The organism is Thermonema lapsum, assembly GCF_011761635.1.
Classification (GTDB): domain Bacteria; phylum Bacteroidota; class Bacteroidia; order Cytophagales; family Thermonemataceae; genus Thermonema; species Thermonema lapsum.
Window position 1 is genome coordinate 848,401 of sequence record NZ_JAASRN010000001.1, and the last position, 24,261, is coordinate 872,661.

General features: G+C 48.4%; 18 protein-coding genes. 6 read left to right on the forward strand and 12 right to left on the reverse strand.

Features of this window, described 5'->3' with window-relative positions:
• Positions 1 to 12: 12 nt before the first annotated feature.
• On the reverse strand, positions 13 to 2,373 hold the full coding sequence (locus FHS56_RS03740; protein WP_166918524.1) for a TonB-dependent receptor: 2,361 nt from the start codon (positions 2,371 to 2,373) through the stop codon (positions 13 to 15).
• Complete coding sequence (gene rpe, locus FHS56_RS03745) at positions 2,370 to 3,029, reverse strand: ribulose-phosphate 3-epimerase (RefSeq protein ID WP_166918525.1); 660 nt, start codon at positions 3,027 to 3,029, stop codon at positions 2,370 to 2,372. The genes FHS56_RS03740 and rpe overlap by 4 nt, the downstream gene beginning before the upstream one ends.
• A 288-nt stretch (positions 3,030 to 3,317) precedes the next feature.
• On the opposite strand from rpe, the gene FHS56_RS03750 reads away from it, so the two are divergent.
• The 3 genes from FHS56_RS03750 to fsa are packed head-to-tail and all read left to right on the forward strand — an operon-like array spanning position 3,318 to position 5,586.
• Positions 3,318 to 3,581 (forward strand): hypothetical protein, encoded by a 264-nt coding sequence (locus FHS56_RS03750; RefSeq protein WP_243844136.1) that lies wholly within the window; start codon positions 3,318 to 3,320, stop codon positions 3,579 to 3,581.
• A complete protein-coding gene (locus tag FHS56_RS03755; protein ID WP_166918527.1) occupies positions 3,578 to 4,867 on the forward strand; it encodes a M28 family metallopeptidase in 1,290 nt (429 codons plus the stop codon). Before FHS56_RS03750 ends, FHS56_RS03755 begins: the two co-directional genes overlap by 4 nt.
• A 56-nt stretch (positions 4,868 to 4,923) precedes the next feature.
• Entirely contained in the window at positions 4,924 to 5,586 is a 663-nt protein-coding gene (gene fsa / locus FHS56_RS03760) for a fructose-6-phosphate aldolase (RefSeq protein ID WP_166918528.1), read from the forward strand.
• 348 nt (positions 5,587 to 5,934) lie between these two features.
• On the opposite strand, the gene katG is transcribed toward fsa, so the two are convergent.
• Together katG and FHS56_RS03770 are read right to left on the reverse strand one after the other, a co-directional pair.
• Positions 5,935 to 8,151: a catalase/peroxidase HPI gene (katG, locus tag FHS56_RS03765; RefSeq protein ID WP_166918529.1), complete on the reverse strand. Its 2,217-nt coding sequence runs from the start codon at positions 8,149 to 8,151 to the stop codon at positions 5,935 to 5,937.
• A gap of 254 nt (positions 8,152 to 8,405) precedes the next feature.
• On the reverse strand, positions 8,406 to 8,843 hold the full coding sequence (locus FHS56_RS03770; protein ID WP_166918530.1) for a GNAT family N-acetyltransferase: 438 nt from the start codon (positions 8,841 to 8,843) through the stop codon (positions 8,406 to 8,408).
• 384 nt (positions 8,844 to 9,227) lie between these two features.
• On the opposite strand from FHS56_RS03770, the gene dnaN reads away from it, so the two are divergent.
• Complete coding sequence (dnaN, locus tag FHS56_RS03775; RefSeq protein WP_166918531.1) at positions 9,228 to 10,352, forward strand: DNA polymerase III subunit beta; 1,125 nt, start codon at positions 9,228 to 9,230, stop codon at positions 10,350 to 10,352.
• A gap of 453 nt (positions 10,353 to 10,805) precedes the next feature.
• Here dnaN and FHS56_RS03780 read toward each other — a convergent pair whose 3' ends face one another.
• Positions 10,806 to 11,549 (reverse strand): HesA/MoeB/ThiF family protein, encoded by a 744-nt coding sequence (locus tag FHS56_RS03780; protein ID WP_166918532.1) that lies wholly within the window; start codon positions 11,547 to 11,549, stop codon positions 10,806 to 10,808.
• Positions 11,536 to 12,186 carry a hypothetical protein gene (locus FHS56_RS03785; protein ID WP_166918533.1) on the reverse strand — a complete coding sequence of 217 codons (651 nt, stop codon included), beginning with the start codon at positions 12,184 to 12,186 and terminating at the stop codon, positions 11,536 to 11,538. Before FHS56_RS03785 ends, FHS56_RS03780 begins: the two co-directional genes overlap by 14 nt.
• 217 nt (positions 12,187 to 12,403) lie before the next feature.
• Between FHS56_RS03785 and FHS56_RS03790 the strand changes: the two genes are divergently transcribed.
• Complete coding sequence (locus tag FHS56_RS03790) at positions 12,404 to 13,267, forward strand: SDR family oxidoreductase (protein WP_166918534.1); 864 nt, start codon at positions 12,404 to 12,406, stop codon at positions 13,265 to 13,267.
• Between the two features lie 200 nt (positions 13,268 to 13,467).
• A complete protein-coding gene (crcB, locus tag FHS56_RS03795) occupies positions 13,468 to 13,848 on the forward strand; it encodes a fluoride efflux transporter CrcB (RefSeq protein WP_166918535.1) in 381 nt (126 codons plus the stop codon).
• A gap of 326 nt (positions 13,849 to 14,174) precedes the next feature.
• Here the strand turns inward: crcB and sucC are convergent, their stop codons facing one another.
• The 6 genes from sucC to FHS56_RS03825 form a co-directional block, all read right to left on the reverse strand.
• Entirely contained in the window at positions 14,175 to 15,377 is a 1,203-nt protein-coding gene (gene sucC, locus FHS56_RS03800; protein ID WP_166918536.1) for an ADP-forming succinate--CoA ligase subunit beta, read from the reverse strand.
• Between the two features lie 106 nt (positions 15,378 to 15,483).
• Positions 15,484 to 17,376 carry a DNA topoisomerase IV subunit B gene (locus FHS56_RS03805; protein WP_166918863.1) on the reverse strand — a complete coding sequence of 631 codons (1,893 nt, stop codon included), beginning with the start codon at positions 17,374 to 17,376 and terminating at the stop codon, positions 15,484 to 15,486.
• A gap of 170 nt (positions 17,377 to 17,546) precedes the next feature.
• Entirely contained in the window at positions 17,547 to 21,014 is a 3,468-nt protein-coding gene (locus FHS56_RS03810) for a pyruvate carboxylase (RefSeq protein ID WP_166918537.1), read from the reverse strand.
• A gap of 198 nt (positions 21,015 to 21,212) precedes the next feature.
• On the reverse strand, positions 21,213 to 22,706 hold the full coding sequence (locus tag FHS56_RS03815; protein ID WP_166918538.1) for a GAF domain-containing protein: 1,494 nt from the start codon (positions 22,704 to 22,706) through the stop codon (positions 21,213 to 21,215).
• A gap of 58 nt (positions 22,707 to 22,764) precedes the next feature.
• Positions 22,765 to 23,442 (reverse strand): AlbA family DNA-binding domain-containing protein, encoded by a 678-nt coding sequence (locus tag FHS56_RS03820; RefSeq protein WP_166918539.1) that lies wholly within the window; start codon positions 23,440 to 23,442, stop codon positions 22,765 to 22,767.
• A 63-nt stretch (positions 23,443 to 23,505) separates the two neighbouring features.
• Positions 23,506 to 24,261 (reverse strand): CpsB/CapC family capsule biosynthesis tyrosine phosphatase, encoded by a 756-nt coding sequence (locus FHS56_RS03825; protein ID WP_166918540.1) that lies wholly within the window; start codon positions 24,259 to 24,261, stop codon positions 23,506 to 23,508.

Genomic DNA, 24,261 nt, shown 5'->3' on the forward strand with positions numbered 1-24,261 from the left:
TTGGTGATAAGCTTAAAACTCTCCTACTATGCGGAAGTTCAAAAATCTTGCCGAGAGTGCATTGGGCACAGCATACCGCTGCCCCGAGACGTCTTCTATCCATGTGTAAGAAATCACATTGTTGATACCCAGCACATTCAGTATGTCAGCGCCTATCCATAAAGACTTTAAGAAGGGGCGTTCGCTCCAGCGTACATCACTGATGTATTTTGAAAAACCCAAATCCACACGCCTGTATGGCTTTCCTTGAAAAGCACTGCGAAAAGCCGGCTCGTTGGGCACGCCAAAAGGCAAACCGGTTCCCCATTGCAACTGCATATTTACCCGCCACGAAGGATTGGAAGGCAGGTGGTCTTCCAAATATACCCCTACGGTCAGACGCTGGTCCATAGGACGGCGCAAATATCCTCTGTCATCGAAAGCGAGGTCTTCCTCCGTACGCAGCAAGCTGAGGCTTATCCAAGACTCTGTACCTCGAATCAACTCACCGTTCAGGCGCATGTCCAAGCCGGCGGCATACCCCTTCGCATCGTTGCGAGCGTAATAGCGGATGCGTACATTCTCTACGTCATAAGGATTCAGCTGCATCAGATATTTGTAATATGCCTCGGCAGTAAAGCGGAAAGGACGCCCCAGCAGCGGCAAAAGCAAATCGGCGCCCATCACTACATGCCAAGCTTGTTGGGCACGCACTTTGGGGCGCAATTGTCCATCAAAGCCGCGCAATTCGCGATAAAACGGGGGCTGCTGATAAAGCCCCACAGCACCACGCCACACCCAATCGAGGCGCCTGCGCCGGCGCACACTCCATTGCACAGAAGGGCTGACGTTCCATTCCCCGTTATAGGTCCAATAGGTAGCACGCACACCGGCACGCACACTCATCAGCGAATCCACATAAATGCTCTGTTGGGCAAAAAAACTAAGGCGTTGCCCTTCCACACGGTTGGTCCCGTCTATTTGCTCACTGATGCGCACATAGCCGGCAGAGTCCACAAAGCGGTATTCGTCTATGAATTCCTTCACAAGTTCATGGCTCCAGCGCATCCCCCATTCGGTGAGATGCCCCCGCTGCCAACGATAAGAAGAGCGGTTTTCCAATGCCCATATTTGCCCAACCATAAGATTGCGCAAATGCAAGTAATTGCTACCCGTTCCCAACTGCCTAACACACTGATTAAAACCACCGGCACCAAAGTTTTGCCCTACTTCACACAGACGATAAGCCCCTTCCACTTCGGTAAATTCCCGTTCAAGGGTACGTATAAAAGAAAACACCCACTGAGTGTGCAGTTGACTGCTCCATTGGCTTTCCAGCTGGAGGCTGTTTTGGGTGATGTCGTAGCGCATTTGCTCTTGCCCGTCGAAAGCTACCGACAGACGTAGTTTACGGTTTACCGTTCCAAAGTCGGTTTGAGCAAAATCGGGCTGCACAAAATAGCGGTTGCGCGCATAAGTCAACAAGCTTTTCAAACTATGACGAGGACTTAGTTTGTAGGTAAGCCAAGCCTGTGCGTCCACAAAGTTGGGCAAATATTGCCCTTTGACCGGCAGCGTATTGAGCAGATACCGCGCACTTTTACGGCGTATGCCCGCCACATAGGTCATACGTCCGGCGGCGGCAACCCCTTCCACATGAGCCGCACTGTTGAGGATGCCCGCGCTCAAAGAGGCTTTGAATTCCTTAGGTTCTTTGTAGCGAATCAACATCAAGGACGAGAGCTTGTCGCCATAGGCTGCTTGCCAGCCTCCTGTATAGAAACGCACCTCTTCGACCAAATCGGGATTCACAAAGCTAAGCCCCTCCTGCTGCCCAGCACGTATGAGCAAAGGGCGGTACACCATCATGCCATTGACATACAGCAAGTTTTCGTCGTAATTACCTCCGCGCACCGAGTAAGACGAAGACAGCTCGTTGTTGCTGACGACTCCGGGCAAGCTTGCTAATATTTTGTTGAAGTCGCCAAAGGGCGTAGGCGCCCGCTTGGCTTGCAGAGCAGTAAAACGAAAAGCACTGGTTTCTTCTTGCAGCAAGGTGTCTTTGCCTTCCACTACCACCTCATCGAGGTAGAGACTTTCCCATAACCAGCGCACTGGCTGTTCTACGGGCATCTTTACCGTAAAATACTTTTCCTTGCCCAAAAAAGAAACGCGCAGGGTTTGTCTTCCGACGGGTAGCCACAATTCGAAAGAGCCATCGGCACGGGTGAAAGTATAACGGCTTGAATCGGCTGCCCAAACTATTGCTGCCTGCTCGATGCCTTGCCCTTGGGGGTCGAGCAAATAGCCACGCAGGGGCGTCTCTTGCTGCTGAGCAAAAGCATGTCCCCACAAGAGCAAAAGCAACCCATAGCGGTACCAACGCCCTATCATGCGGTAGTCTGTTTGAGAGCTGCTATGGTTTGCAAGGGGTCGTCGGCACAAAACACAAAACTACCGGCTACCAGCACATCGGCACCGGCGGCAATCAAAGCAGCGGCATTGCTTTGTTTCACCCCTCCATCTATTTCGATGAGGGTTTGCAGCCCTTGTTCATCTATCATGCGGCGCAAACGGCGCACTTTGTCATAGGTGTGCTCAATGAATTGCTGCCCTCCAAAACCGGGATTCACCGACATCATGCATACCAAGTCAGCTTCATGCAAAATATCCTGCAATGCTTCTACCGGTGTGTGTGGGTTGATGGCAATGCCGGCTTTACATCCTAATTGTTTGATTTGCTGCAAAGTGCGATGCAGATGGGGGCAAGCTTCGTAGTGCACGCTGATGACCGAAGCCCCCAAGCGACTAAAAGCCTCGAGATAACGCTCAGGTTGTACAATCATCAAATGCACATCCAAGGGCTTGGTGGTATGACGCTGCACCGCTTCGCAAACGGGCATACCAAATGAAATGTTGGGCACAAACACGCCATCCATGATGTCGAGGTGTAGCCAATCGGCTTGGCTTTGGTTCACCATTTGGATGGCAGATTGCAAATTGGCAAAGTCGGCGGCTAACAAAGAAGGGGCTATAAGAGGCGTTCGCATTTTTGTGCTTTGGTTGGATTGCTTGTTTTTTTCAAAAACTAAATAAATCAAGGGGAAGGACGAAACAAAGGGTTTCGTCTCAACAAAGATAATAAAGATAGCGTGGAATGAATGCCAGCAGTTTGTACTATTTGCACTTGCTCCTTTTGCAGCTTGCCGGCTTGTAAGTCTGCCTCTTTGGCACAACTGCCTGCTTCGGGTGCTTCATTAGAAAAAAGGCAAAAATGAAAGGGTATGCCCCACTTTTTGCTATCTTAGCTTTATGGAATGTTTAAAACTCTACCAATTATGGCACAAGAAGAAAAAGTGCGCTGCCCGCAATGTGAATGGGAACCCGATGGTGGCGCCTATTGGCAATGCCATTGCGGGCATGTGTGGGATACCTTCGAAACCTACGGGCAATGCCCCAACTGCAAAACTGTGCACCGACATACACAATGTCCTATGTGTCATCGTTGGTCGCCTCACGCCGACTGGTACATAGACCTGCCTCCTATCCATTTTGAAGAAATGGAAAATAGCCAATCCAACCCAAAGAAAACTGCTTCATGAGAATAGTAACGGTCGTTTTTTTGGGCTTGGGCTTGTGCCTTGCCGTGCAAGCGCAAGACCTTGCACGCGTGCGCCAAACACTCGACACGCTGTGCAGCCCTTTTATGGATGGGCGCGGCTATCGCCACAACGGAAGCCAAAAGGCAGCATTCTACTTGGCAGATGAATTCCGCAAAATAGGACTTCGCACATTTGCAAATGCTCCCGATTATCTTCAACCGTTCAAGCTGACAGTCAATACCTTTGATAAGGCTGTACTACGCCTCAATGGGAAGAAGATGCAGCTTGCTTACGACTATTTGCCTCATCCGGCATCTCGTGGTGGCAAAGGGCACAAACGCTTGCTTTTTTTGGACTCCACTTTTGTGTTGGACATGTCAAAGCGGCGCCAATTGCTGCAAATGAAGCACCTCGAGCGCTATGCCGTGGTAGCCGATGATAAAAGCCTTACTTATTTGCAAACAGACAGTTCCCTTGCTCGAAAATTACAACAAGCCGGCGCATGGATTGACTTCGCGCCCCGTGTCATAGGTAGCCTTGCCCCCCGGGCTGTATTGGCACCCACTTTTCAGTTAAAAAACTCCCTGATTGCCCGAGTACATGCAAGCAAACGTATCGGCTTCAAGCTAAAGCAACAGCAGTTGAACGAATACCCTTGTTACAATGTGGTTGGGTATGTGGAAGGCAGCGAGCATCCTCAGCAATTTTTGGTCGTTACTGCCCATTACGACCACTTGGGAAGCATCGGCGATGTTTACTTTCCGGGTGCCAACGACAATGCTTCGGGCGTGAGCATGCTGCTTGAGTTGGCTCGTTACTTCCAAGCCAACCCACTGCCCTACTCGGTCGCTTTCATTGCTTTTGGTGCAGAAGAAATAGGACTCAAAGGTTCGTTGCATTATGTACAGCACCCTCTTTTTCCACTGTCAGATATCCGCTTTTTGCTTAACTTGGATTTGGTAGGCACCGGCGAAGAAGGTATTACCGTTGTCAATGGTAAAATATATGAAGAAGCCTACCAACTGCTTAGTCGTATAGACTTACAAAAGCAATATGTGGCAAGCATAGAAGCACGCGGGGCGGCAGCCAACTCCGACCATTACTTTTTTTCGCGTATGGGCGTGCCTGCCTTTTTCATCTATGCACGTGGCGGCTCCCAAGCCTACCATGACCCCGAAGACCGCCCCCAAGCCCTCTCACTTGCCGCTTATCGAGGCATCTTTTCCTTGATTATAGATTTTTTCGAGGCGCTTAGCTTGCTGGCGCCTTCATTTTCCCAGCCATAAACAGAAGCCACACATTTTTAATATCTTTGCGAGGCAAAACCAATCCATCCGGTCTTATGAAATTCTTTATCGACACCGCCAATTTAGACGAAATACGCGAAGCAGCCGAGTTTGGCATCTTGGATGGCGTAACCACCAACCCTTCCCTGATGGCTAAAGTAGGCGTCTCTGGCAAGAAGAACATCCTCGACCACTACGTAAAAATCTGCGAGTTGGTAGATGGCGACGTAAGCGCCGAAGTGGTCGCTACCGATTTCAAGGGCATTATTAAAGAGGGAGAGGAACTTGCCGAGCTGCATCCTAACATCGTGGTAAAGGTGCCTATGATTCCCGACGGCGTGAAAGCCATCAAGTACTTTTACGAAAAGGGCATCCGCACCAATTGCACCTTAGTCTTTTCGGCAGGGCAAGCTATCTTGGCAGCCAAAGCCGGTGCTACCTACGTCTCCCCCTTCATCGGTCGCTTAGATGACATCTCTACTGATGGCATGGCACTCATCGAGCAAATCGTTACCATCTACAACAACTACGGTTTTGATACACAAGTATTGGCGGCGTCTGTACGCCATCCCATGCACATCATCCAGAGTGCCTTGATTGGTGCCGACGTGGTTACCTGCCCGCTCAGTGCCATCAAAGCGCTGTTCAATCATCCGCTGACCGATATTGGCTTAGAGAAATTTCTCGCCGACTACAAGAAAGCCAATCCTGAGGCATAGGTCGCTTTTTCTCAGAAAGATATACTTTTCATCCACAGGGGCACAGCTCCTCTGTGGATTTTACTTTTAAAAAAACAGCCCTTTTCAACCATCACCTGCCTCACTTCTGTAGCACTTGTCGGTTTTAGATTGTCGTTTCGAGTCCAAGCGAGCGTGCTCTTTTAGCTGTTGTGGCTTGTTGTGATGAGATTTATCACTTCACTACCTAAAAGTTCGAAATGACAAGATGTGTGAGCGCTTGTGCTTGTAAATTCGCATAGAAAGGGCAGCGGCTTTGGCTTTAAAGCAAAACGACCACCGTAGAGGTGGTCGTTCGCTTGTCGTCTCCGGATGAGATGGGATATTTAATTAGCGGTGCAAGTCGAAGCGGTCGAGGTTCATGACCTTATCCCATGCTTTGATGAAGTCATGCACGAACTTCTCTGCGGCATCGTCGCAGGCATACACTTCTGCCAAGGCACGCAGTTCGGCATGTGCACCAAAGATGAGGTCTACGCGGGTGGCAGTCCACTTGGGGATACCTGTTTTGCGGTCGCGCCCTTCAAACAAATACTGCTTGTCGTCAATGGCACGCCATTCGTTGCCCATATCCAAGAGGTTCACGAAGAAGTCGTTGGTCAGTGTTTCGGGGCGGTCGGTCAAGACCCCATGCTTCGAACCGTCATAGTTGGCATTCAGGGCACGCATCCCTCCGATGAGCACCGTCATTTCAGGTGCGGTGAGATTCAACAGCTGGGCTTTGTCCACCATCAGGTCTTCGGGACGCGCCAAGGCATCGTCGCAAATGTAATTGCGGAAAGCATCGGCTACGGGCTCCAGCACAGCAAAAGAGTCCACGTCTGTTTGTTCTTGGGTAGCGTCGGTACGCCCCGGTGTGAAGGGCACCTTCACTTCAAAGCCGGCTTTGCGTGCCGCTTCTTCCACGGCAGCACAACCGCCCAGCACAATCAAATCAGCCAAAGACACCTGCTTACCGTCTTTTTGTGCTTCATTGAACTGCTTTTGAATGCTTTCGAGCACCGACAGCACTTTGTTGAGGCGTGGCGGATTGTTGACACGCCAGCTGCGTTGCGGCTCGAGACGTATGCGGGCACCGTTGGCACCTCCTCGCCGGTCGGAACCACGGAAAGAAGCCGCCGACGCCCAAGCGGTAGTTACCAAATCAGAGATGCTCAAGCCCGATGCCAATATTTGCTTTTTCAAAGCTTCGATTTCCTGCTCTTCGATAAGCTTATGAGTTACGGGCGGTACAGGGTCCTCCCACAAGAATACCTCTTTGGGCACGTCGGGACCCAAATAGCGGCTGCGCGGTCCCATGTCGCGGTGGGTGAGCTTAAACCAAGCCCGAGCAAAAGCATCGGCAAAATCATCGGGATTTTCATAGAAGTGGCGAGAAATTTTCTCATACACTGGGTCGACGCGCAAGGCTAAGTCGGTGGTGAGCATTACGGGTGCATGGCGTTTGTTGGGGTCATGGGCATCGGGAACAGTGCCCTCACCTGCGCCATTTTTGGGTTTCCATTGCCAAGCTCCGGCAGGGCTTTTGGTCAATTCCCACTCATACTCGAAAAGGTGCTTGAAGTAGTCGTGTGTCCAACGGATGGGATTGGTCGTCCAAGCTCCTTCCAAGCCGCTGGTAAAGGTGTGTTCCGAATGCCCTTTGCCATAGCTGTTTTTCCAACCCAAGCCCATCTGTTCTATGGGTGCGGCTGCTGGCTCCGGTCCTACATATTTTTGCTCTACGGCACCATGCATCTTGCCAAAGGTATGCCCGCCGGCAATAAGCGCAACGGTTTCTTCGTCGTTCATAGCCATGCGGCTAAAAGTAGTGCGTATGTCGCGTGCTGCCAACAGAGGGTCGGGTTTTCCTTTCGGACCTTCTGGGTTCACATAAATCAGCCCCATGTGTGTAGCTGCCAAGGGATTTTCTAATTCCCCTCCTTCTTCTTTTTGACGGGCTTCATGTCCAAGCCACTCATGTTCGCTGCCCCAGTAAATGTCTTCTTCTGACTGCCAGATGTCTTCACGTCCACCGGCAAAGCCCAAGGTCTTGAAGCCCATGGACTCCAAGGCACAGTTTCCTGCCAAGATGATAAGGTCTGCCCAAGAAATCTTACGCCCATATTTCTTTTTGATGGGCCACAAAAGGTAGCGGGCTTTGTCAAGGTTCATGTTGTCGGGCCAGCTGTTGAGTGGTGCAAAGCGAATGGAACCACGGCTGGCTCCACCTCGCCCGTCGGCAATACGATAGGTGCCGGCAGCGTGCCATGCCAAGCGGATGAAGAGCGGACCATAATGCCCATAGTCTGCAGGCCACCAATCCTGCGACTGGGTCATCAAGTCCATGAGGTCTTTTTTTACAGCTTCCAAATCAAGTGTTTTGAACTCTTCGGCATAGTTGAAGTCTTTGCCCATGGGGTTGACCAGCTCCGAATGTTGGCGCAGGATGTTGAGCCGCAGCATCTCGGGCCACCAATCGATGTTCTGTACCCCCTTTCCCCCGGCATATTTCATCTGTCCGTTGTGGAAGGGGCATTTGCTTACTCCGTTTTGTTTTGTCTCCATAGATTTGCTCCGTTTTAGTAGGTTAAATTTAAAAACTATTTTTTCTAAGTAATAATTTTTACTAAGTACAAAGCAAAAAAAAGAGAAAAAATAATTCAAATCGATTTTATTTATTCTTCAATAAGCAAAAACTATAAAAACTATCTATCAGCAAGTTTCAGTTCGTCGCTTTCCAGAAGAAAAAATAAAAAAGCTTCCACAAGTGCCTATGGCTTAGTGGAAGCCTTGGGTTTGATTCCTTACCCACGTTTTGCTTACTCGCCTTTCCAATGCATTTTAATATGCAGAATACCGCACTCATCAAAAATATCGCCTTCGGGCACGAAGCCGGCGCGCTCGTAAAGGCGGCGCGCTGGCAGCTGTGCGTGCAAGTAAATCTTTTTGTCGGGATGTTGCCGGCGCACATCATCCAAAACAGCCTGCAACAACTGTGCTCCTATACCGCGGTTCCTGTGTTCAGGCAATACAGCAAAGCGTTCGAGCTTCACGCCTTCGCTGGTCAAACGCCAACGGGCAGTAGCTACCGGTACTCCCTCTTCCAAGACCAAGAAGTGGCGGCTTTTGTCTTCGTGTTCATCCAGTTCTTCGGAGGCAGGCACCCCCTGCTCCTCCACAAAGACCCGGTAGCGAATGGCAAAGGCTGTTTGCAGTTCTTCTTTAGAGTGAATGGTTCGTATCTCTGGTACGCTCATGAAACAATTTTTGTAAAAGACAATGCTAAAGTAAAAAAAGCCATAAGTAAAAAACAAGCAAAACGCCACTCACTCAGCAAAGCTTGCGAGTACTCCATAGAATAGAGGGGGTGTCAAAATCACATTCCATGATAGCGCTGTCGTTTCTCACCTCTCGCCGTCTGTCATCTCGAACGAGCCAAGCGAGTGAGAGACATCAATCCCGTCAAGCAACATAAGGTAGAGGAGATTTCTCGCTTAGGCTCGCAATAAGCATCTGGAAAGTATAAAAGCCCCTCTATTTTTGGTTTGCCTTCCCAAGAAGCTTTTGTTTTCAATCTTTTAATATCTTATCTTTGCTGCACTGAATAGGTTCCATTAAATTATGCGCAAACCGTCATTAGTATGAAATTCACCATATCAACCGGAGCACTTCATAAAAAATTGTCTGCCATATCGGGCGTTATCAGCAACAACCCGATAGTGCCTATTTTGGAAAATTTTCTTCTAAAAATTGAAAACGGACAGCTTACTGCCATTGCCTCTGACCTGCAAACCACTATGATGACCTCCCTGCCTGTAGAGGTGGACGAAGAGGGCAGCGTGGCAGTCCCTGCCAAAATATTGATGGATACGCTCAAAAGCCTGCCCGAGCAGCCGATAACTATCAGCGTGGACTTGGAGAGTTTCGTCACTGAAATTCATTCTGCTAACGGACACTACAAGCTGGCAGGTGAAAATGCACTGGATTTTCCCAGCATACCTACGCCGCAGTCGGGCACCGAGATTTTTATTCCTGCCGACGTTTTAGCCGAAGCCATCAGCAATACCATTTTTGCAGTAAGCAACGACGAGCTGCGCCCTGCCATGAATGGCATTTTCATAGAGCTGAAAGGCAATCACGTGAATTTTGTGGCAACCGATGGCAACCGCCTCATCCGCTACCGCCGCAACGACATCAACACACCCATAGAAAGTGCTTTTATTGTACCCAAGAAAGCTTTGAATCTGCTAAAAGGCGCGTTACCTAACGACAAGACCGAAGTAGCCATTACTTTTACACCCCATAATGCCTTCTTCTCCTTCAACAATACCCGGACGGTTTGCCGCCTGATAGAAGAGCGCTTCCCCGAATATGAAAACGCCATTCCTCAAAACAATGATAAGATACTGATAGTCAACCGTCAGGAAATACTCAACTCTTTGAAGCGCTTGGATATTTACGCCAACAAAGCCACACATTTGGTGCGCTTCAAGCTTGGAGGGAGCCGCTTGGAAATTTTGGCAGAAGACATCGACTTCTCCAATGAAGCCAGCGAAACCATCGATTGCCAATATGAGGGCGAAGCCATGGAAATCGGCTTTAACGCCCGCTATTTGATAGAGATGCTGAGTGCCATTGCTACCGAAGAGGTAAAAATTACTCTGTCGGGGTCGAATCGCGCAGGTATCATTATGCCGGCGGAACAGTCGCAAGAAGAAGACATCCTGATGCTGCTCATGCCTATTATGCTAAGTAATTATGTATAAAGAAACCAAGTGCTCCTAAAAAAGGGCTTCTGACAGAAGCCCTTTTTTTTTGAGGAAGCAAACCTAAAAATTGTGCCTTTTCATTCTTTCCTCCTCTTCATTTCAAGTATTAGGTTGCTGAAAGTTTCCTTTCAAGGAATCACCCTCAGAATTTATAGATAACTTAAAGTAGCTCTCCACTGGCTTTGTGCTTCCCTGCTGTAAGAGAAAAAGCGGAGCCAGTGTTTTTTCTTTTCTCTTCAAGCAAGTTTATCTTTTACTAAAAAATGTAATTTCAAAACGACAAAAGTAGATTTTTACACGACAAAAGCAGCAGAACACACGATAAAAGCATAAAAAGCAGCAACACATCCAAGCAAAAGCAGCAACAAACTCGACCAACGACTCACTTTACTCGATAAAAGACAAACCGACTGCTTTTGACAGCCGGTTTGTGAAGTCTATATCGGTCTATCACACAGTAGAAAGCCAATACACTCTCGGATAGGGCTGCACTTGTGCAGGCGAGGTAGCCAAGAGAAAAAGCAGGCGGGTAGTGAGTGCCGCCACTGCCCAACTGCCTACGGCAAGTTGCGGCGGTGAGGGCGCTTCTGGCATGGTAGCATAGCGGGCAGCCACCTCACGCAACCAAGCAGTCTGTGCCTGTGGAAGAAGCTCTTCTAACAAGTGTTGCACAAAGCGCACTTCTGCCTTTTCCGGTTGGCTCCCCACAATGTCGTCTAAGAAAGGTCCTTTGGGCGGCACCACTAACGCCAAGGCTGCCCACCCCAAGTTGTAGGGATGTATGACCGGTATTTGGCGATGGGCGCAAACACGGTCAAACAAAAAAGGAAGGTCAGAAGTGAAATCCAAGGCGTTTACAGCCACATCTATTCCATACAGGCAATCTTCTATATTGCGAATATCCATAAAAGCAGGCACTGCCTCCACAGCAGCCTGCGGATGAATAGCCTGCAGACGCTTGGCAAGGCTTTCGGCTTTTAATTTCCCTACATCTTGTTGTGTATAATTCTGGCGGTTCAGGTTGCTTATAGAGACACTATCGCCATCGACAAGCCGCAGACGCTCAAAGCCCAAACGCAAAGCACATTCTGCTATGTTGCTGCCAATGCCACAACCTGCCAAGAGGACGTGGCATTCTGCCAGGCGTTTCTGCTCTTCCGGTGTTATATAGAGGTAGTTTCTATCGTATCGCATAGTGTTCCGATTGAGCATTCACCCAGTTTTCTAAATCATGGTGCTCTATCATCATGGGCACCGTGACAGAACCAACTATGTATTTAGCTTCGCCCAACTCTTTGATATTCAAACCGAGTTTTTTGAGCAAGCGCAATACAGCGGCATCCACTTCTGCCACCAATACCCCCTCATGGGCTGCTACAAAACCCACTGCCCAGAAACAAAGAGCGGGCAATACGCTTTGTTTGGGCAAGGGAATGTCGTCGTGCCAAGAGGTAGCCAATCGCCCGCAGTGCCAAATGGGGCGCTTGCTTAAAGTAGCAGGGTCTATGCCAAAGTATTTCTGCAGAGGCAGTTCCAGAGAGGGGTTCCAGAGGGTAAGTTTTACACTTCCTACTGTGCGCTTGCCTATTTTAAAAAGCCAGTAGTGAGAGAAAGGATAGAAAAGTTCATCCTCTTCGAGTAGCCTGTAATAGTCTTCTTCGGCAGGCTGCCAGCCATGAAGACGGGAGTAGGTGCGTGCATACACGTCAAAAACAAAGCGTGTAAAATGCGGAAGTTCTTCATAGCACACTTCCCACACAGCAAAAGGTCCTATTTGTCCTGCCCAACGGTGTTTATTGGCTTGCCGAGTCAAAAATGCAGTTGTGTTCATCACTGTATCCGATTAGTAGTTTCACATATACAGCACTACGCAACCTCCGGCGACTCGTTGAAGGGCAACGGGCAAGTCCACTATTATTGGTGCAAGGTCTTACATAAGAATGCATGCAAAGTGCACAAAAGCGACACTTTCTATACAGACAGACGCACAACAAATAAATTGTGATATATTTTTTGTAAATTGTTATGCAATCAAATCATTAACCGTCATGACCAAAATCAGAGGTAAAAAAGTGTTGGTAACCGGCGGCGCCAATGGCATCGGGCGCTTGCTGGGTGAGCGCTGCTTGAAAGAAGGAGCTGCCCACTTAGTCATCTGGGATATCAATGAGCAGCGTCTGGCTGAAACCAAAAAAGACTTTGAACAGAAAGGCTATCAAGTGAGCACCTACATCGTAGATGTATCGAAAATAGAAGAAATCAAAACGGCAGCGTCGCTTACTCTGTCGGAAGTAGGCAAAATCGACATTCTATTCAACAATGCCGGCATAGTGGTGGGTAAATTCTTCCATGAACACACCCACGAAGAAATCAGCAAAACTATTGAGGTGAATGTATTGGGAGTAATGCATGTAGCACGAGCCTTCCTACCCGATATGTTGCGAGAAAAAAGCGGTCATATTGTCAACATTGCTTCTGCTGCCGGTCTGCTGGCAAACCCCAGAATGTCGGTATATGTGGGCAGTAAATGGGCAGTATTGGGATGGTCCGAGTCGCTGCGCATAGAGATGGAAGAAGAAAAGACGGGGGTGAAAGTAACAACCGTAACGCCCAGCTACATCAAAACCGGTATGTTTGAAGGGGTAAAGCCGCCTTTGTTGGCTCCCTTGTTGGAACCAGAAGAAATTGTGGACAAAATCATCGATGCAGTCAAGGAAGACGAAATACTGGTTACGGCGCCTTGGTCGGTGCACCTGATTCCCATCTTACGCGGCTTGATGCCTACTCGTGTCTTTGACTGGATTATAGGCAAAGGCTTGGGCATTTATGAGTCAATGGCAAGCTTTGTGGGACGCCCCAAAGAAGAAGCTGTACCGGAAAAGAAAACATCAAAGATTAAGTTGGATGACTAAGCTACCATAGCTTAATTATGCTGCTACTGCCTCTGCGCTGCATGTGCAAAGGCGGCTATCTTAGCAGTGCCAGCAATACTTGTTTGCCACTGCCTGCTTGTTTTGTATGTATCTACAAGTGAACGAGCTATTCAAAAGCTTTTTTTGCTTGCCATCTATTCGTATTTTTGCCCCACATCCATACTCAAAAAAATAAGACAATGCTGAAGTCCTTTTTGTGGGTAGCACTGGGAGGTGCCGTAGGCAGCATGTTGCGTTATGGCACGGCTTTACTTTTCAAAGAGTGGCAGTGGGACCGTCTGCCCATGGCGACCCTTACCGTGAATTTACTCGGCTGCCTGTTGATTGGCGTAATTTATGGCTTGCTGAACGAAATGCCTCAGTTCCCTAAAAAATACGTGCTTCTGTTGGCAACGGGCTTTTGTGGTGGCTTCACCACCTTTTCTTCCTTTGCTTTCGAAAATGTGGAACTGCTCGAAACACAGGGCACAGCTCAAAGCTTGCTTTATATTTCCATAAGTGTTGTTGGGGGGATTGCTTCCGTGGTTGCCGGTGTGTGGATAATCCGCGAATTGGTGTAATTAAAAGCCTTTGTATTTCTAACAAAACACAAGCGCAGCCGACTGCTTTCAACTCCAAGAAGCTCCGCCTTGTCATTTCGAACGAAACGTAGGTGTAGTGATGAAGAATTTCAATCCCGCAACAACAAAACACAAAAGAGATTTCTTGCTTGCGCTCGAAATGACAAAAAGAGAGCAATAGGTTTAAAACAAATAGCCAAAACACCTAAACCACCAAAAGAAGCAAAACCTCAAAAAAGCAAATCGAGAGCGTGGGAAAAAGGCTGTAAAACAAAAAAATAAAAACGGACAACCCGAAGGCTGCCCGTCTGGGAAAATAAGCTTTTTTATACCAATTCGCCTTTTACTGCTTTTTGCACTTTTTCGGCAGCTTCTTGCAGTGTGATGGCAGAATATACCTTCAAGCCCGACTCGTCGATGATTTTGGCAGCTTCTTCGGCGTTGGTGCCCTGCAAACGCACGATGATGGGCACGTTGATTTCGCCAATGTTTTTGTAAGCTTCTACTACTCCGTTGGCGACGCGGTCGCAACGCACAATACCACCAAAGATATTGATGAGAATAGCTTTCACGTTGGGGTCTTTGAGGATGATACGGAAACCGGCTTCTACGGTTTGGGCATTGGCTTTCCCTCCTACATCCAAGAAGTTGGCGGGTTCGCCTCCCGACAGCTTAATCATATCCATAGTAGCCATAGCCAAGCCGGCACCATTCACCATACAGCCCACGTTGCCATCCAGCTTCACGTAGTTCAAGCCATATTCTCCGGCTTCCACTTCGGCGGGGTCTTCTTCGGTGATGTCGCGCAGGGCAGCCAAATCAGGATGACGGAAGAGGGCGTTGTCTTCCAAGTTCACTTTGGCATCTACGGCAATCACCTTATTGTCAGAGGTTTTCAGTGCCGGGTTAATTTCCACCAAAGAAGCCTCTATGTCCACATAAGCGCGGTAAAGGTTCTTGATGAACTTCACCATTTCTTTCAGGGCATCGCCTTCCAAGCCGAGCGCAAAAGCTACTTTGCGTGCCTGAAAGTCGCGCAAGCCCACACGGGTATCGATAAATTCTTTTACGATTTTATCGGGGTGCTTTTCGGCTACCTCTTCGATGTCCATCCCTCCTTCGGAGCTGGCGATGATAACATCTTGACCGGTAGCACGGTCTAACAAGATAGAAAGATAATATTCTTTGGGTTGGGAAGGTCCGGGATAATAGACGTCTTGGGCTACCAGCACTTTATGCACTTTCTTGCCTTCGGGACCAGTTTGGGGAGTGACCAACTGCATGCCCAATATTTTTCCGGCTACCTCTTCTACTTCGTTGATGTTTTTAGCAAGCTTCACGCCACCGCCTTTGCCGCGTCCACCGGCATGAATTTGGGCTTTAATAACAAAGATTCCAGTGCCAGTTTCTTCTTGCAACTGACGGGCAGCCTCTACGGCTTTGGCAGGGGTGTCGGCTACGATGCCTTCTTGAATGCGCACTCCATAACGCTTCAATATGTCTTTCGCCTGATATTCGTGAATGTTCATGTTGTATAGACGTTTGTTGATTAAAAAAACAATTGTTTGAACGTTTCAAATATACAAAAACAGAAGGCTTGAAAGCAAAAAAAGATGCCCGAAGGCATCTGCATTTTTAGGCTTCCAGCGCCACACGCTCTGCCAAGCGTGGGTCGAGGGTGTCTGTTTCTATGCGCAAGTTGTTGATAATAAAATTCTGACGCTCAGAGGTATTGCTACCCATATAATAAGAAAGCAGTTTTTCTATGTTGGTGTGCTCTTGCAGGATGACAGGCTCGAGGCGCATGTCTTCACCTATGAACTGCTTGAATTCCTCGGGTGATATTTCGCCTAACCCTTTGAATCGCGTGATTTCAACTCCTTTGCCCAGCTTCTCTACCGCCTGCACTTTCTCTTGCTCGGAATAACAATAGATGGTTTGCTTTTTGTTGCGCACGCGGAAGAGCGGGGTCTCCAAAATATACACATGCCCATGACGCACCAAGTCGGGATAAAAGCGCAAGAAGAAGGTAAGCAGCAACAGACGGATGTGCATGCCGTCGGTATCGGCATCGGTGGCAATCACCACACGATTGTAACGCAAGCCTTCAAGCCCTTCATCCAATCCCAAAGCATGATGCAGCAAGTTCAGCTCTTCGTTTTCATAGACTACCTTTTTGCTGGCATTCCAGCAGTTGAGCGGCTTGCCACGCAATGAAAATACGGCTTGCGTGCGCACATCGCGCGCTTTGGTCATGGAACCGCTGGCAGAGTCTCCCTCTGTAATAAAGATGGTGGTTTCGAAGCGTTCTTCTTTGTTGCTGTCGTTGAAGTGAATGCGGCAATCGCGCAGTTTGCTGTTGTGTAGGCTGGCTTTTTTCACTCTTTCTTTTGCCAGTTTGCGGATGCCTGCAATCTCATTCCTTTCTTTTTCCGACTGCTGAATGCGCTTAAGCAGTGCCTCGGCGGTTTCGGGGTGCTGGTGTAGGTAGTTGTCGAGCTCCTTTTTTACAAAGTCATTCACAAATGCCCGGATGGTTGGACTTTTCGGGTCGGGCGAGAGGTTGGTAGACCCCAGTTTGGTTTTGGTTTGCGACTCGAATATAGGCTCTTGCACGCGTATGCTGATAGCTGCCACAATAGAAGCTCGTATGTCGGTAGTGTCGAAGTCTTTTTTATAAAACTCGCGCACGGTCTTTACTATAGCTTCGCGGAATGCCTGTTGATGGGTACCTCCCTGCGAAGTGTACTGCCCGTTTACGAAAGAGTAATAATCTTCGCCATATTGCGAGCCATGAGTCATCGCTATTTCTATGTCTTTGCCTTTCAAGTGAATGATAGGATAGCGTATTTCCTCTTCATTCACTTTGCGACGTAGCAGGTCCAGCAAGCCGTCTTGAGATACGAATTTTTTACCGTTAAACGTCAGCGTCAAGCCTGCGTTCAGGAAAGCATAATTCCACAACAGGTTTTCAACAAACTGTGGAATGAATTTAAAGTGCTTGAAAATGGTGTCGTCGGGCTCAAAGACAACCAAAGTACCGTCGGGTTCAGTGCAAGGCTTTAAGGGATGGTCTTTGACCAACACGCCCCGCTCAAACTCGGCAATTTTGGTTTTGCCTTCTCGGATAGACTGCACCATAAAGTAAGAAGAGAGGGCATTCACGGCTTTGGTACCCACGCCGTTCAAGCCTATGGATTTTTGAAATGCTTCGGAATCGTATTTTGCGCCTGTATTTATCTTTGACACACAGTCTATCACCTTGCCCAAAGGGATACCACGCCCATAATCACGCACGCTCACCCGCTTATCTTCTATGGTTACTTCTATGCAGTTGCCATATCCTTGCATGTGTTCGTCTATGGCGTTGTCTATGACTTCTTTCAACAACACATAAATACCATCTTCTTGCGAAGAGCCGTCGCCCAGTTTGCCAATATACATACCGGGACGCAAGCGTATGTGCTCACGTGGTTCGAGCGTACGGATATTGTCTTCGGTATAAGCGTTCGGCTTTTTGTTTGTCATTGTCATCTTGTTATGCTTCGTTTTCTGCAAAGGTAAAGGAAAAATCAGTTCTCTTCGTTTTTGGTATAATACGAATTTTGGGCAAATGGGCAATGCTCCTACTCCTCAATAAACGGTAACGGAAGACTGAGTTTTCAGCCTTCCGTTTGCTGGGTGTGCTCGTTTTCGCATCAATCGTTAAGTTCCAATATCAAGTCATTTTGCTCCACAAGAGTAGCTGCTGTAAGGTGTATTTTGCCTACTGTTCCCGAGCGTGGCGCCGTCACTACGGACTCCATCTTCATAGCTTCAATGACAAAGAGGGGTTGGTTTACCTCTACTTTCTCGCCTTCTTTTACTTTGATTTCCGAAATTTTGCCCTGCAAGGGGGCACCTATGTGATTGGGGGCGGTAGCTTTGGCATGCGCCTGCTTCACCTGCCCCACAGCTTCATCACGCACACGCACACGGCGCAATTGACCATTCAGCTCAAAAGAAACCATGCGGTAGCCTTCTTCATCGACCGTAGAAGAAACCCCTACTTTTTTGATGAGAATGGTTTTGCCCTCGTCTATGTTCACAAGGATTTCCTCGCCGTCTTTCAAGCCATAGTAGAAAGCCGGTGTAGGTATGTACCACACATCGCCATAGCGGCTACGGTGCTCGTGATATTGCTCAAACACCGCCGGGTAAAGACAATAGGACAGGAAATCTAAGAAAGAGTACTCCTCGCCAAATTTTTGTTGAAAAGCCTCAAACTCAGCCTCGAAGTCGAGGGGAGGCAAGTATTCGTTGGGGCGCTTTTCATGGGGGCGCTCCCCTTTGAGCACCAGCTTCTGGAGCTTTTGCGGAAAGCCGCCGTAGGGCTGCCCCAACTCGCCACGGAAAAATTGTTTTACCGACTCGGGGAATGCCAAAGTAGCCCCCTTCTCCATCACATCTTGCGGGGTAAGCCCGTTGGAAGTCATAAAAATAGCCATGTCGCCTACTACCTTAGAACTGGGGGTTACTTTTACTATATCGCCAAAGAGCTCATTGGCAAGGCGGTAATTTTCTTTAATGGTCTCAAAGCTGTCTTCCAAGCCCATCGATTCGGCTTGTGCCTTCAGGTTGGAGTATTGCCCACCGGGCATTTCGTGCTCATAAACGGTGGCGGTACCTGCCTGCAAGCCCGCTTCGAAGGGGTAATAATAGGCGCGCACGGCTTCCCAGTAGTCCGAGAGCTTGTTTAGGTGATGAAGGTCATAAGGGTTTTCGCGCTCGTGCCCTTTCAACATAGCCACCACAGCGTTGAAATTGGGCTGTGAGGTAAGCCCCGACAGGGCAGCAATAGCCACATCTATGACATCTACGCCGGCATCTATGGCTTTCAGGTAAGTAGCCGACTGCACCGAAGCCGTATCGTGAGTATGCAGGTGAATGGGTAGGCTTATGTGTTCTTTCAGAGCCGAGATGAGCATTTCAGCGGCATAGGGCTTCAACAAACCAGCCATGTCTTTGATTGCCAAAATATGAGCCCCAGCCTCTTCGATGCGTCGTGCTAAGTCAATATAATATTGCAGGTTGTATTTTTGGCTACGTTTAGGGTCTTGCAAATCACCCGTATAGCAAATGGCTACTTCTGCCAAGCTGTTGGTGTATTTACGCACCGCTTGGATGCTTACTTTTAGATTCTCGAGGTAGTTGAGTGAATCAAAAATGCGGAATACGTCAATGCCTTCTTCTGCGGCTTTTTCTATAAATTTTTCTATGAGGTTGTCAGGATAAGCCTTGTATCCTACAGCGTTGGACCCCCGCAACAACATTTGTAGCAATATATTGGGCACGGCTTGGCGTATCATGCGCAGGCGCTGCCAAGGGCACTCTTTCAAGAAGCGCAATGCCACGTCGAAGGTGGCACCTCCCCATACCTCCATAGAGAAGGTTTGTGCGTGGTGATGGGCAAAGCAAGCGGCAGCTTCCACCATGTCAATGGTACGCAGGCGAGTAGCCAACAAAGATTGATGCGCATCGCGTAGGGTAGTATCGGTGAATTGTATTTTCTTTTCTTGCTTGAGCCACTCCACAAAACGCTCCCGCCCCATCTCTTCAAGCATTTGCTTGGTACCGGGCGGGGTGTCGGTATAGCGGTCTTTGGTGGGCAGCTTGGGGTGTTTGAAAGTCCGTTCTTCCAACTTTTTGTTTTTGAGGTCGGGATGCCCATTGACCGTCACGTATGCCAAGTATTGCAGGGTTCGGGTTCCGCGATCCAAGCGCTTCTCTATGTCGAACAGTTCGGGGTGTTGCTGTATGAAGTTGACGGTAGCCTCGCCGCGTTGAAAGACGGGGTGTGAAATCACATTGAGCAAGAAGCCAATATTGGTTTTCACACCGCGAATACGGAACTCGCGCAGGGCGCGATGTAGGCGCTGTGCTGCTCCTTTGAGGGTACGCCCCGATGCCGATACTTTCACCAGCATGGAATCAAAAAAGGGCGACACACGCACCCCTGGATAAGAGCTACCTTCATCGAGACGGATGCCGAAGCCAGCGGCATTGCGGTAGGCAACGACGGTGCCAAAGTCGGGTTTAAAGTCATTGAGAGGGTCTTCGGTGGTAATACGGCATTGAATAGCAAAACCGTTTACTTGAATGTCGTCTTGGCTGTGAATCCAAATAGGCGGGTCGCTGAGTTTATAGCCCCGGGCAATTTCTATTTGTGAACGCACGAGGTCGATGCCGGTGATTTCCTCGGTGATGGTGTGTTCTACTTGAATACGTGGGTTCACTTCTATGAAGAAAATATTTTCGGCGGGGTCAACGAGGAATTCCACCGTCCCCACGTTGTTGTAGTTTACATGGCGGGCAATACGCAAAGCGTAGTCATAGAGCTTTTGTTTGGTTTCGTGTGAGAGTGTTTTGGCAGGGGCTACTTCCACCACCTTCTGAAAACGGCGCTGCACCGAACAGTCGCGCTCGTAAAGATGCACGATGTTGCCATAATTATCGCCCATGATTTGCACTTCTATGTGCTTGGGGTTATCGATGTAGCGTTCCATAAAGATAGTGTCATTGCCAAAGGCGCGCCCCGCTTCGCGTTTGGCTTCTTCGAAAGCCTTAAGCAGCTCCTGCGCATTGCGCACCACCCGCATGCCACGCCCGCCACCACCGGCAGCCGCTTTCAACATAATAGGGTAGCCTATGCGCTGCGCTTCTTCGAGTGCTATTTGTTCATCGGTGATAGGGCGACTGTTGTCTTCAATTACGGGAACACCTGCCTGCCGGGCTATTTTTTTGGCAGACACCTTGTCGCCCAGTGCTGCCATGACTTCGGAACGCGGACCTACGAATATAATACCTTCTTCTTCGCAACGCCGGGCAAATGCCACATTTTCAGAGAGGAAGCCATAACCCGGATGGATGGCATCGACCTGCTTGCTCTTTGCCAGTTGTATGATTTCTTCGATGTCGAGATAAGGCTTAAGCGGCTCATCTTCATCGCCAATTTGATAGGCTTCGTCGGCTTTGAAGCGGTGCAAAGAATAACGGTCTTCATAGGTGTAGACAGCTACTGTACGGATGTGTAGTTCAGAAGCAGCCCGCAGGATACGAATGGCTATTTCGCCACGGTTGGCTACCATCAGTTTTTTGATGGGGCGCGGAGGCAAAGGTGTTACCATGGTTTTTTCATTTTAAAAGTAGGAAATCAAAGACAGAAAGACAGGTTTTCAGAAAACACAGTAGCGAAACTAATAAAAAAGTGTATTTTTTTCAAAAAGCGAATTTTCGCAAATAAAAATCTTCATGCCAATAAAAAAAGCCGTGAAAACATGGCTATAGTTTCACGGCATCGTCTGGTTGTTTTGGAATGGAACAAGTTATATACCCCGGCGCTTGATACGCTTTTCGACCTCTTCGGCTTCTTGCTGTATTTTTCTGAGGCGTTCGTTGTTCTTTGCTGTAAGAATCACGGAGGCAAGGTTTTCGGACACCCTCTCCAAAAAATCTCTTTTGTATTTGGGTATAGGGTGCAGGCTCATGAGCTCTACTACGGCATATACATTTTCATTGAGTTTCAAGGGTGCCACCAAAGCACTGCGCGGCTTGGCTGCCCCCAAGGCAGAGCTAATTTTATCGAAGGTGGGCGGTACATCTTCCAGATACGCCGTACTTTTGTCGCGATAGACCTGCCCTACCAGTCCTTCCCCAGGTAAGAATTCTTTGTCTATGTAGCGCCGTTTATTGAGGGCATAGGCAGCCAGTAACTTCAAGGAAGTTTTGGCAATCTGCTCTTGAACAAAATAAATGGCGCCCTGTTGCAACTCCATATATTGCACCAAGTTGGAAATGATAAGATATGCCAGTTCGTCAAGTGGCAAGTTGGAAGCCCCCCGCAAAACACTTGCAAAGTGAGCTACCCCAGCTTCTATCCAGCGCTCTTCCTGGTCACGGCGTGCTACCTCTTTCAGCTGTTGGCGCATCTGCTCCAAGATGGCAATCAAGTTGTTTTCTGTATTATTCAATACCTCTTGGTTTCCCTTATATTTTGCATCTAAGTTGCCTTGACCTATTTCCTTGGCAAACTCTGAAGCGTAGAAGAGTGTTTCAGAAATGCGGTTGAGGTTGCGTGCCACTGCCCCTATTTCATTGTTGTTGTAGTGTGTTACTTTCACGCCCAGCTCGCCGTTTGCCAGCTGTGCTGTTACCCTTGCAATCTGACGAATAGGCTGGAACAACAAGTAGCGCACTACTACAAACAGCACAAAGAAGAGCAAGATGGTTAGTGTCAATAGTGTGTAGAACCAAAGGTATTGGGTATACTCTTGTTTCTGCGCCCAATCTAAGTAAACATCTCTGAGTTTGTCATTTTTGCGGGCAAATTCCGAGCTTTGAATGCTCACCCACGCTTTATCGTAGCTTGCCTGTGTGGCATCGGGTATGCCACTTAAATAACGCACCAGCCACTCAATGGAAGGCGACAATTCTTTCCAGTCTTTTTGCAGCTCCCGCAGAAGCCCCTCGGCTTCTTTCACCCGCACAATTTCGACCTTTTGCCGCTTGCCAATGGTACGTTTTCCGCCGCTCTGCAACACCTCCAGATAAGTAGCATAGCGCGCACGCAGTTGCTCAAGTTTATCGGCAGAATTCGAAAGCACTACCGAGGAGTCGGAGGTAGTAGCCCATAGCTCTACCATTTCAGCTATTTCATCTGCCAAGCGCCCAGCTTCTACCGCCATAGCTACGGTATTGACATGTTTCGTCTTGATGCCTTGATAGTAAATCGTAGCGAAGTAGGCAAAAAGCAGCAGCATGGAGAAAGCGGCTACTACAACGGCAATAAGGCGCAAGGGCAAATTATTCAAAAGTTTCATAGGCATTCACTTTGAAAATGAAATATAAAAAAACTTTGCCATTCTCTTGCTTGCTTACTCAGCGTATTTGACCATTCACGGAAGGTTCTTCTGGTTCCAGTGCACGAAAGAGGTCTTCGCCCTGCTCTTGGGGAAGAATGGTCAGCACATTTGCCAGCACCAGCAAGGTGAGTGTACGTGAAGCCATACGTTTGGAGATGCCTGCTACTTCGGCAAAAGTAGATACGTTGATATGCCCGTGCTCTGCCAAGTAGCGCATCAAAAGCTGCTCTTTGGCGCCATATCGAAAACGGAACGATTTGTTTTTACGCTTTTCGAGAAGAATCGTTCGCATCTCCTTGCTTGCCTGTATGGTTTTATCGTTTACCCGCACATATACCTTTTTATTGCCCTGCTCGTCTATAAAGTACAGCAAGCCGGCAGATTTGGGTATATGAAAAATCAACAGTTCTCTTTCTTTGCGGTCTTCGACCTGCATGATATCCAAGTGGTAATCCAAAGCAGGAAAGATATGTTTCTGGATGGCTTTTTTCAGCACATAGAGTTCTTCATCAGGGAACTTAACGCCTTTAATTTGCAAGTCGTCGCTCACCCCCACTATCAACATGCCCCCTTCGGTATTGGCAAAAGCTATCATTTCCTTGATGATTTTTTCGGGATGAGAGGTCTTCAGTTTAAACTCCAGGTGTAAGCCTTCCCCCTGCCGCACCAGCCGCTTGAGTTCTTGCCATTCCATAGATGTGTGTTTTTCAAAAAACAGGTGCTTTCATCATAGGCAACAAGGCACAAAGAAAAAAAATTACAGCAAGCAAAGCGAATTTTTAAAAGTATGACGCTGCAGCAGCTTCCAAGCAGATACGGAAGGCAGTTTCCAAAGAGCCTGCAGATGACGGACATGATGGGCGTCAGTAGCTACAAAATCAGCCATTCCTTCTTTAAGCAAAGCTTCTGCTTGCTTGCGCGCGCCTGCGCCGTAGTGCTCCAACAGAGAAAGCAGGTTCAATTGAAGCAAGCCGTCGTAGCGATGCCACAGCTCTATGAGTGCAGGTCCCAAGTAGAAGTAGCGCTCCGGATGCGCCAAAACAGGAACGTATGCCCTTCGTCGCAGTTCAAACAAAAGACTAGGAAGGAATTGTGGTTGCTGAAAAACGGGTAACTCCATCAAGACGTATCGTTCTCCGAAACAAAGCAAGGGTTTATCCTGTTTGACTGCTTCAAAAAAATACTCATCTGCGAAATATTCGGCAGCATAAGCGGTGCGGGGCAGCAAAGAAGAAGTAGAAGAAAGCTTGGTTTTCATTGCCTCATAGGTGACAGCAATGCTGTCGGGAGTGTTGGGGTAATGGGGATACAAGATATGAGGAGTAGCTACTGCCGTATGCCAGCCCATCTCTTGCATCAATGTAAGCATGTTGGCACCTTCTGAAAAGGTCTTTGCGCCATCGTCTATGGCAGGCAACCAATGGGCATGCAAGTCAGCTCCTATTTGGTGTCTAATCCAAGACAACAAATCTTTTTCATGACGATGGGTGCTTCTCCAAAATCCAAACCACAT

Coding starts and splice junctions, on each gene's coding strand:
- FHS56_RS03740 (WP_166918524.1), bottom strand. CDS start 2,373: ATGATAGGGCGTTGGTACCGCTATGGGTTGCTTTTGCTCTTGTGGGGA.
- rpe (WP_166918525.1), bottom strand. CDS start 3,029: ATGCGAACGCCTCTTATAGCCCCTTCTTTGTTAGCCGCCGACTTTGCC.
- FHS56_RS03750 (WP_243844136.1), top strand. CDS start 3,318: ATGGCACAAGAAGAAAAAGTGCGCTGCCCGCAATGTGAATGGGAACCC.
- FHS56_RS03755 (WP_166918527.1), top strand. CDS start 3,578: ATGAGAATAGTAACGGTCGTTTTTTTGGGCTTGGGCTTGTGCCTTGCC.
- fsa (WP_166918528.1), top strand. CDS start 4,924: ATGAAATTCTTTATCGACACCGCCAATTTAGACGAAATACGCGAAGCA.
- katG (WP_166918529.1), bottom strand. CDS start 8,151: ATGGAGACAAAACAAAACGGAGTAAGCAAATGCCCCTTCCACAACGGA.
- FHS56_RS03770 (WP_166918530.1), bottom strand. CDS start 8,843: ATGAGCGTACCAGAGATACGAACCATTCACTCTAAAGAAGAACTGCAA.
- dnaN (WP_166918531.1), top strand. CDS start 9,228: ATGAAATTCACCATATCAACCGGAGCACTTCATAAAAAATTGTCTGCC.
- FHS56_RS03780 (WP_166918532.1), bottom strand. CDS start 11,549: ATGCGATACGATAGAAACTACCTCTATATAACACCGGAAGAGCAGAAA.
- FHS56_RS03785 (WP_166918533.1), bottom strand. CDS start 12,186: ATGAACACAACTGCATTTTTGACTCGGCAAGCCAATAAACACCGTTGG.
- FHS56_RS03790 (WP_166918534.1), top strand. CDS start 12,404: ATGACCAAAATCAGAGGTAAAAAAGTGTTGGTAACCGGCGGCGCCAAT.
- crcB (WP_166918535.1), top strand. CDS start 13,468: ATGCTGAAGTCCTTTTTGTGGGTAGCACTGGGAGGTGCCGTAGGCAGC.
- sucC (WP_166918536.1), bottom strand. CDS start 15,377: ATGAACATTCACGAATATCAGGCGAAAGACATATTGAAGCGTTATGGA.
- FHS56_RS03805 (WP_166918863.1), bottom strand. CDS start 17,376: ATGACAAACAAAAAGCCGAACGCTTATACCGAAGACAATATCCGTACG.
- FHS56_RS03810 (WP_166918537.1), bottom strand. CDS start 21,014: ATGGTAACACCTTTGCCTCCGCGCCCCATCAAAAAACTGATGGTAGCC.
- FHS56_RS03815 (WP_166918538.1), bottom strand. CDS start 22,706: ATGAAACTTTTGAATAATTTGCCCTTGCGCCTTATTGCCGTTGTAGTA.
- FHS56_RS03820 (WP_166918539.1), bottom strand. CDS start 23,442: ATGGAATGGCAAGAACTCAAGCGGCTGGTGCGGCAGGGGGAAGGCTTA.
- FHS56_RS03825 (WP_166918540.1), bottom strand. CDS start 24,261: ATGTGGTTTGGATTTTGGAGAAGCACCCATCGTCATGAAAAAGATTTG.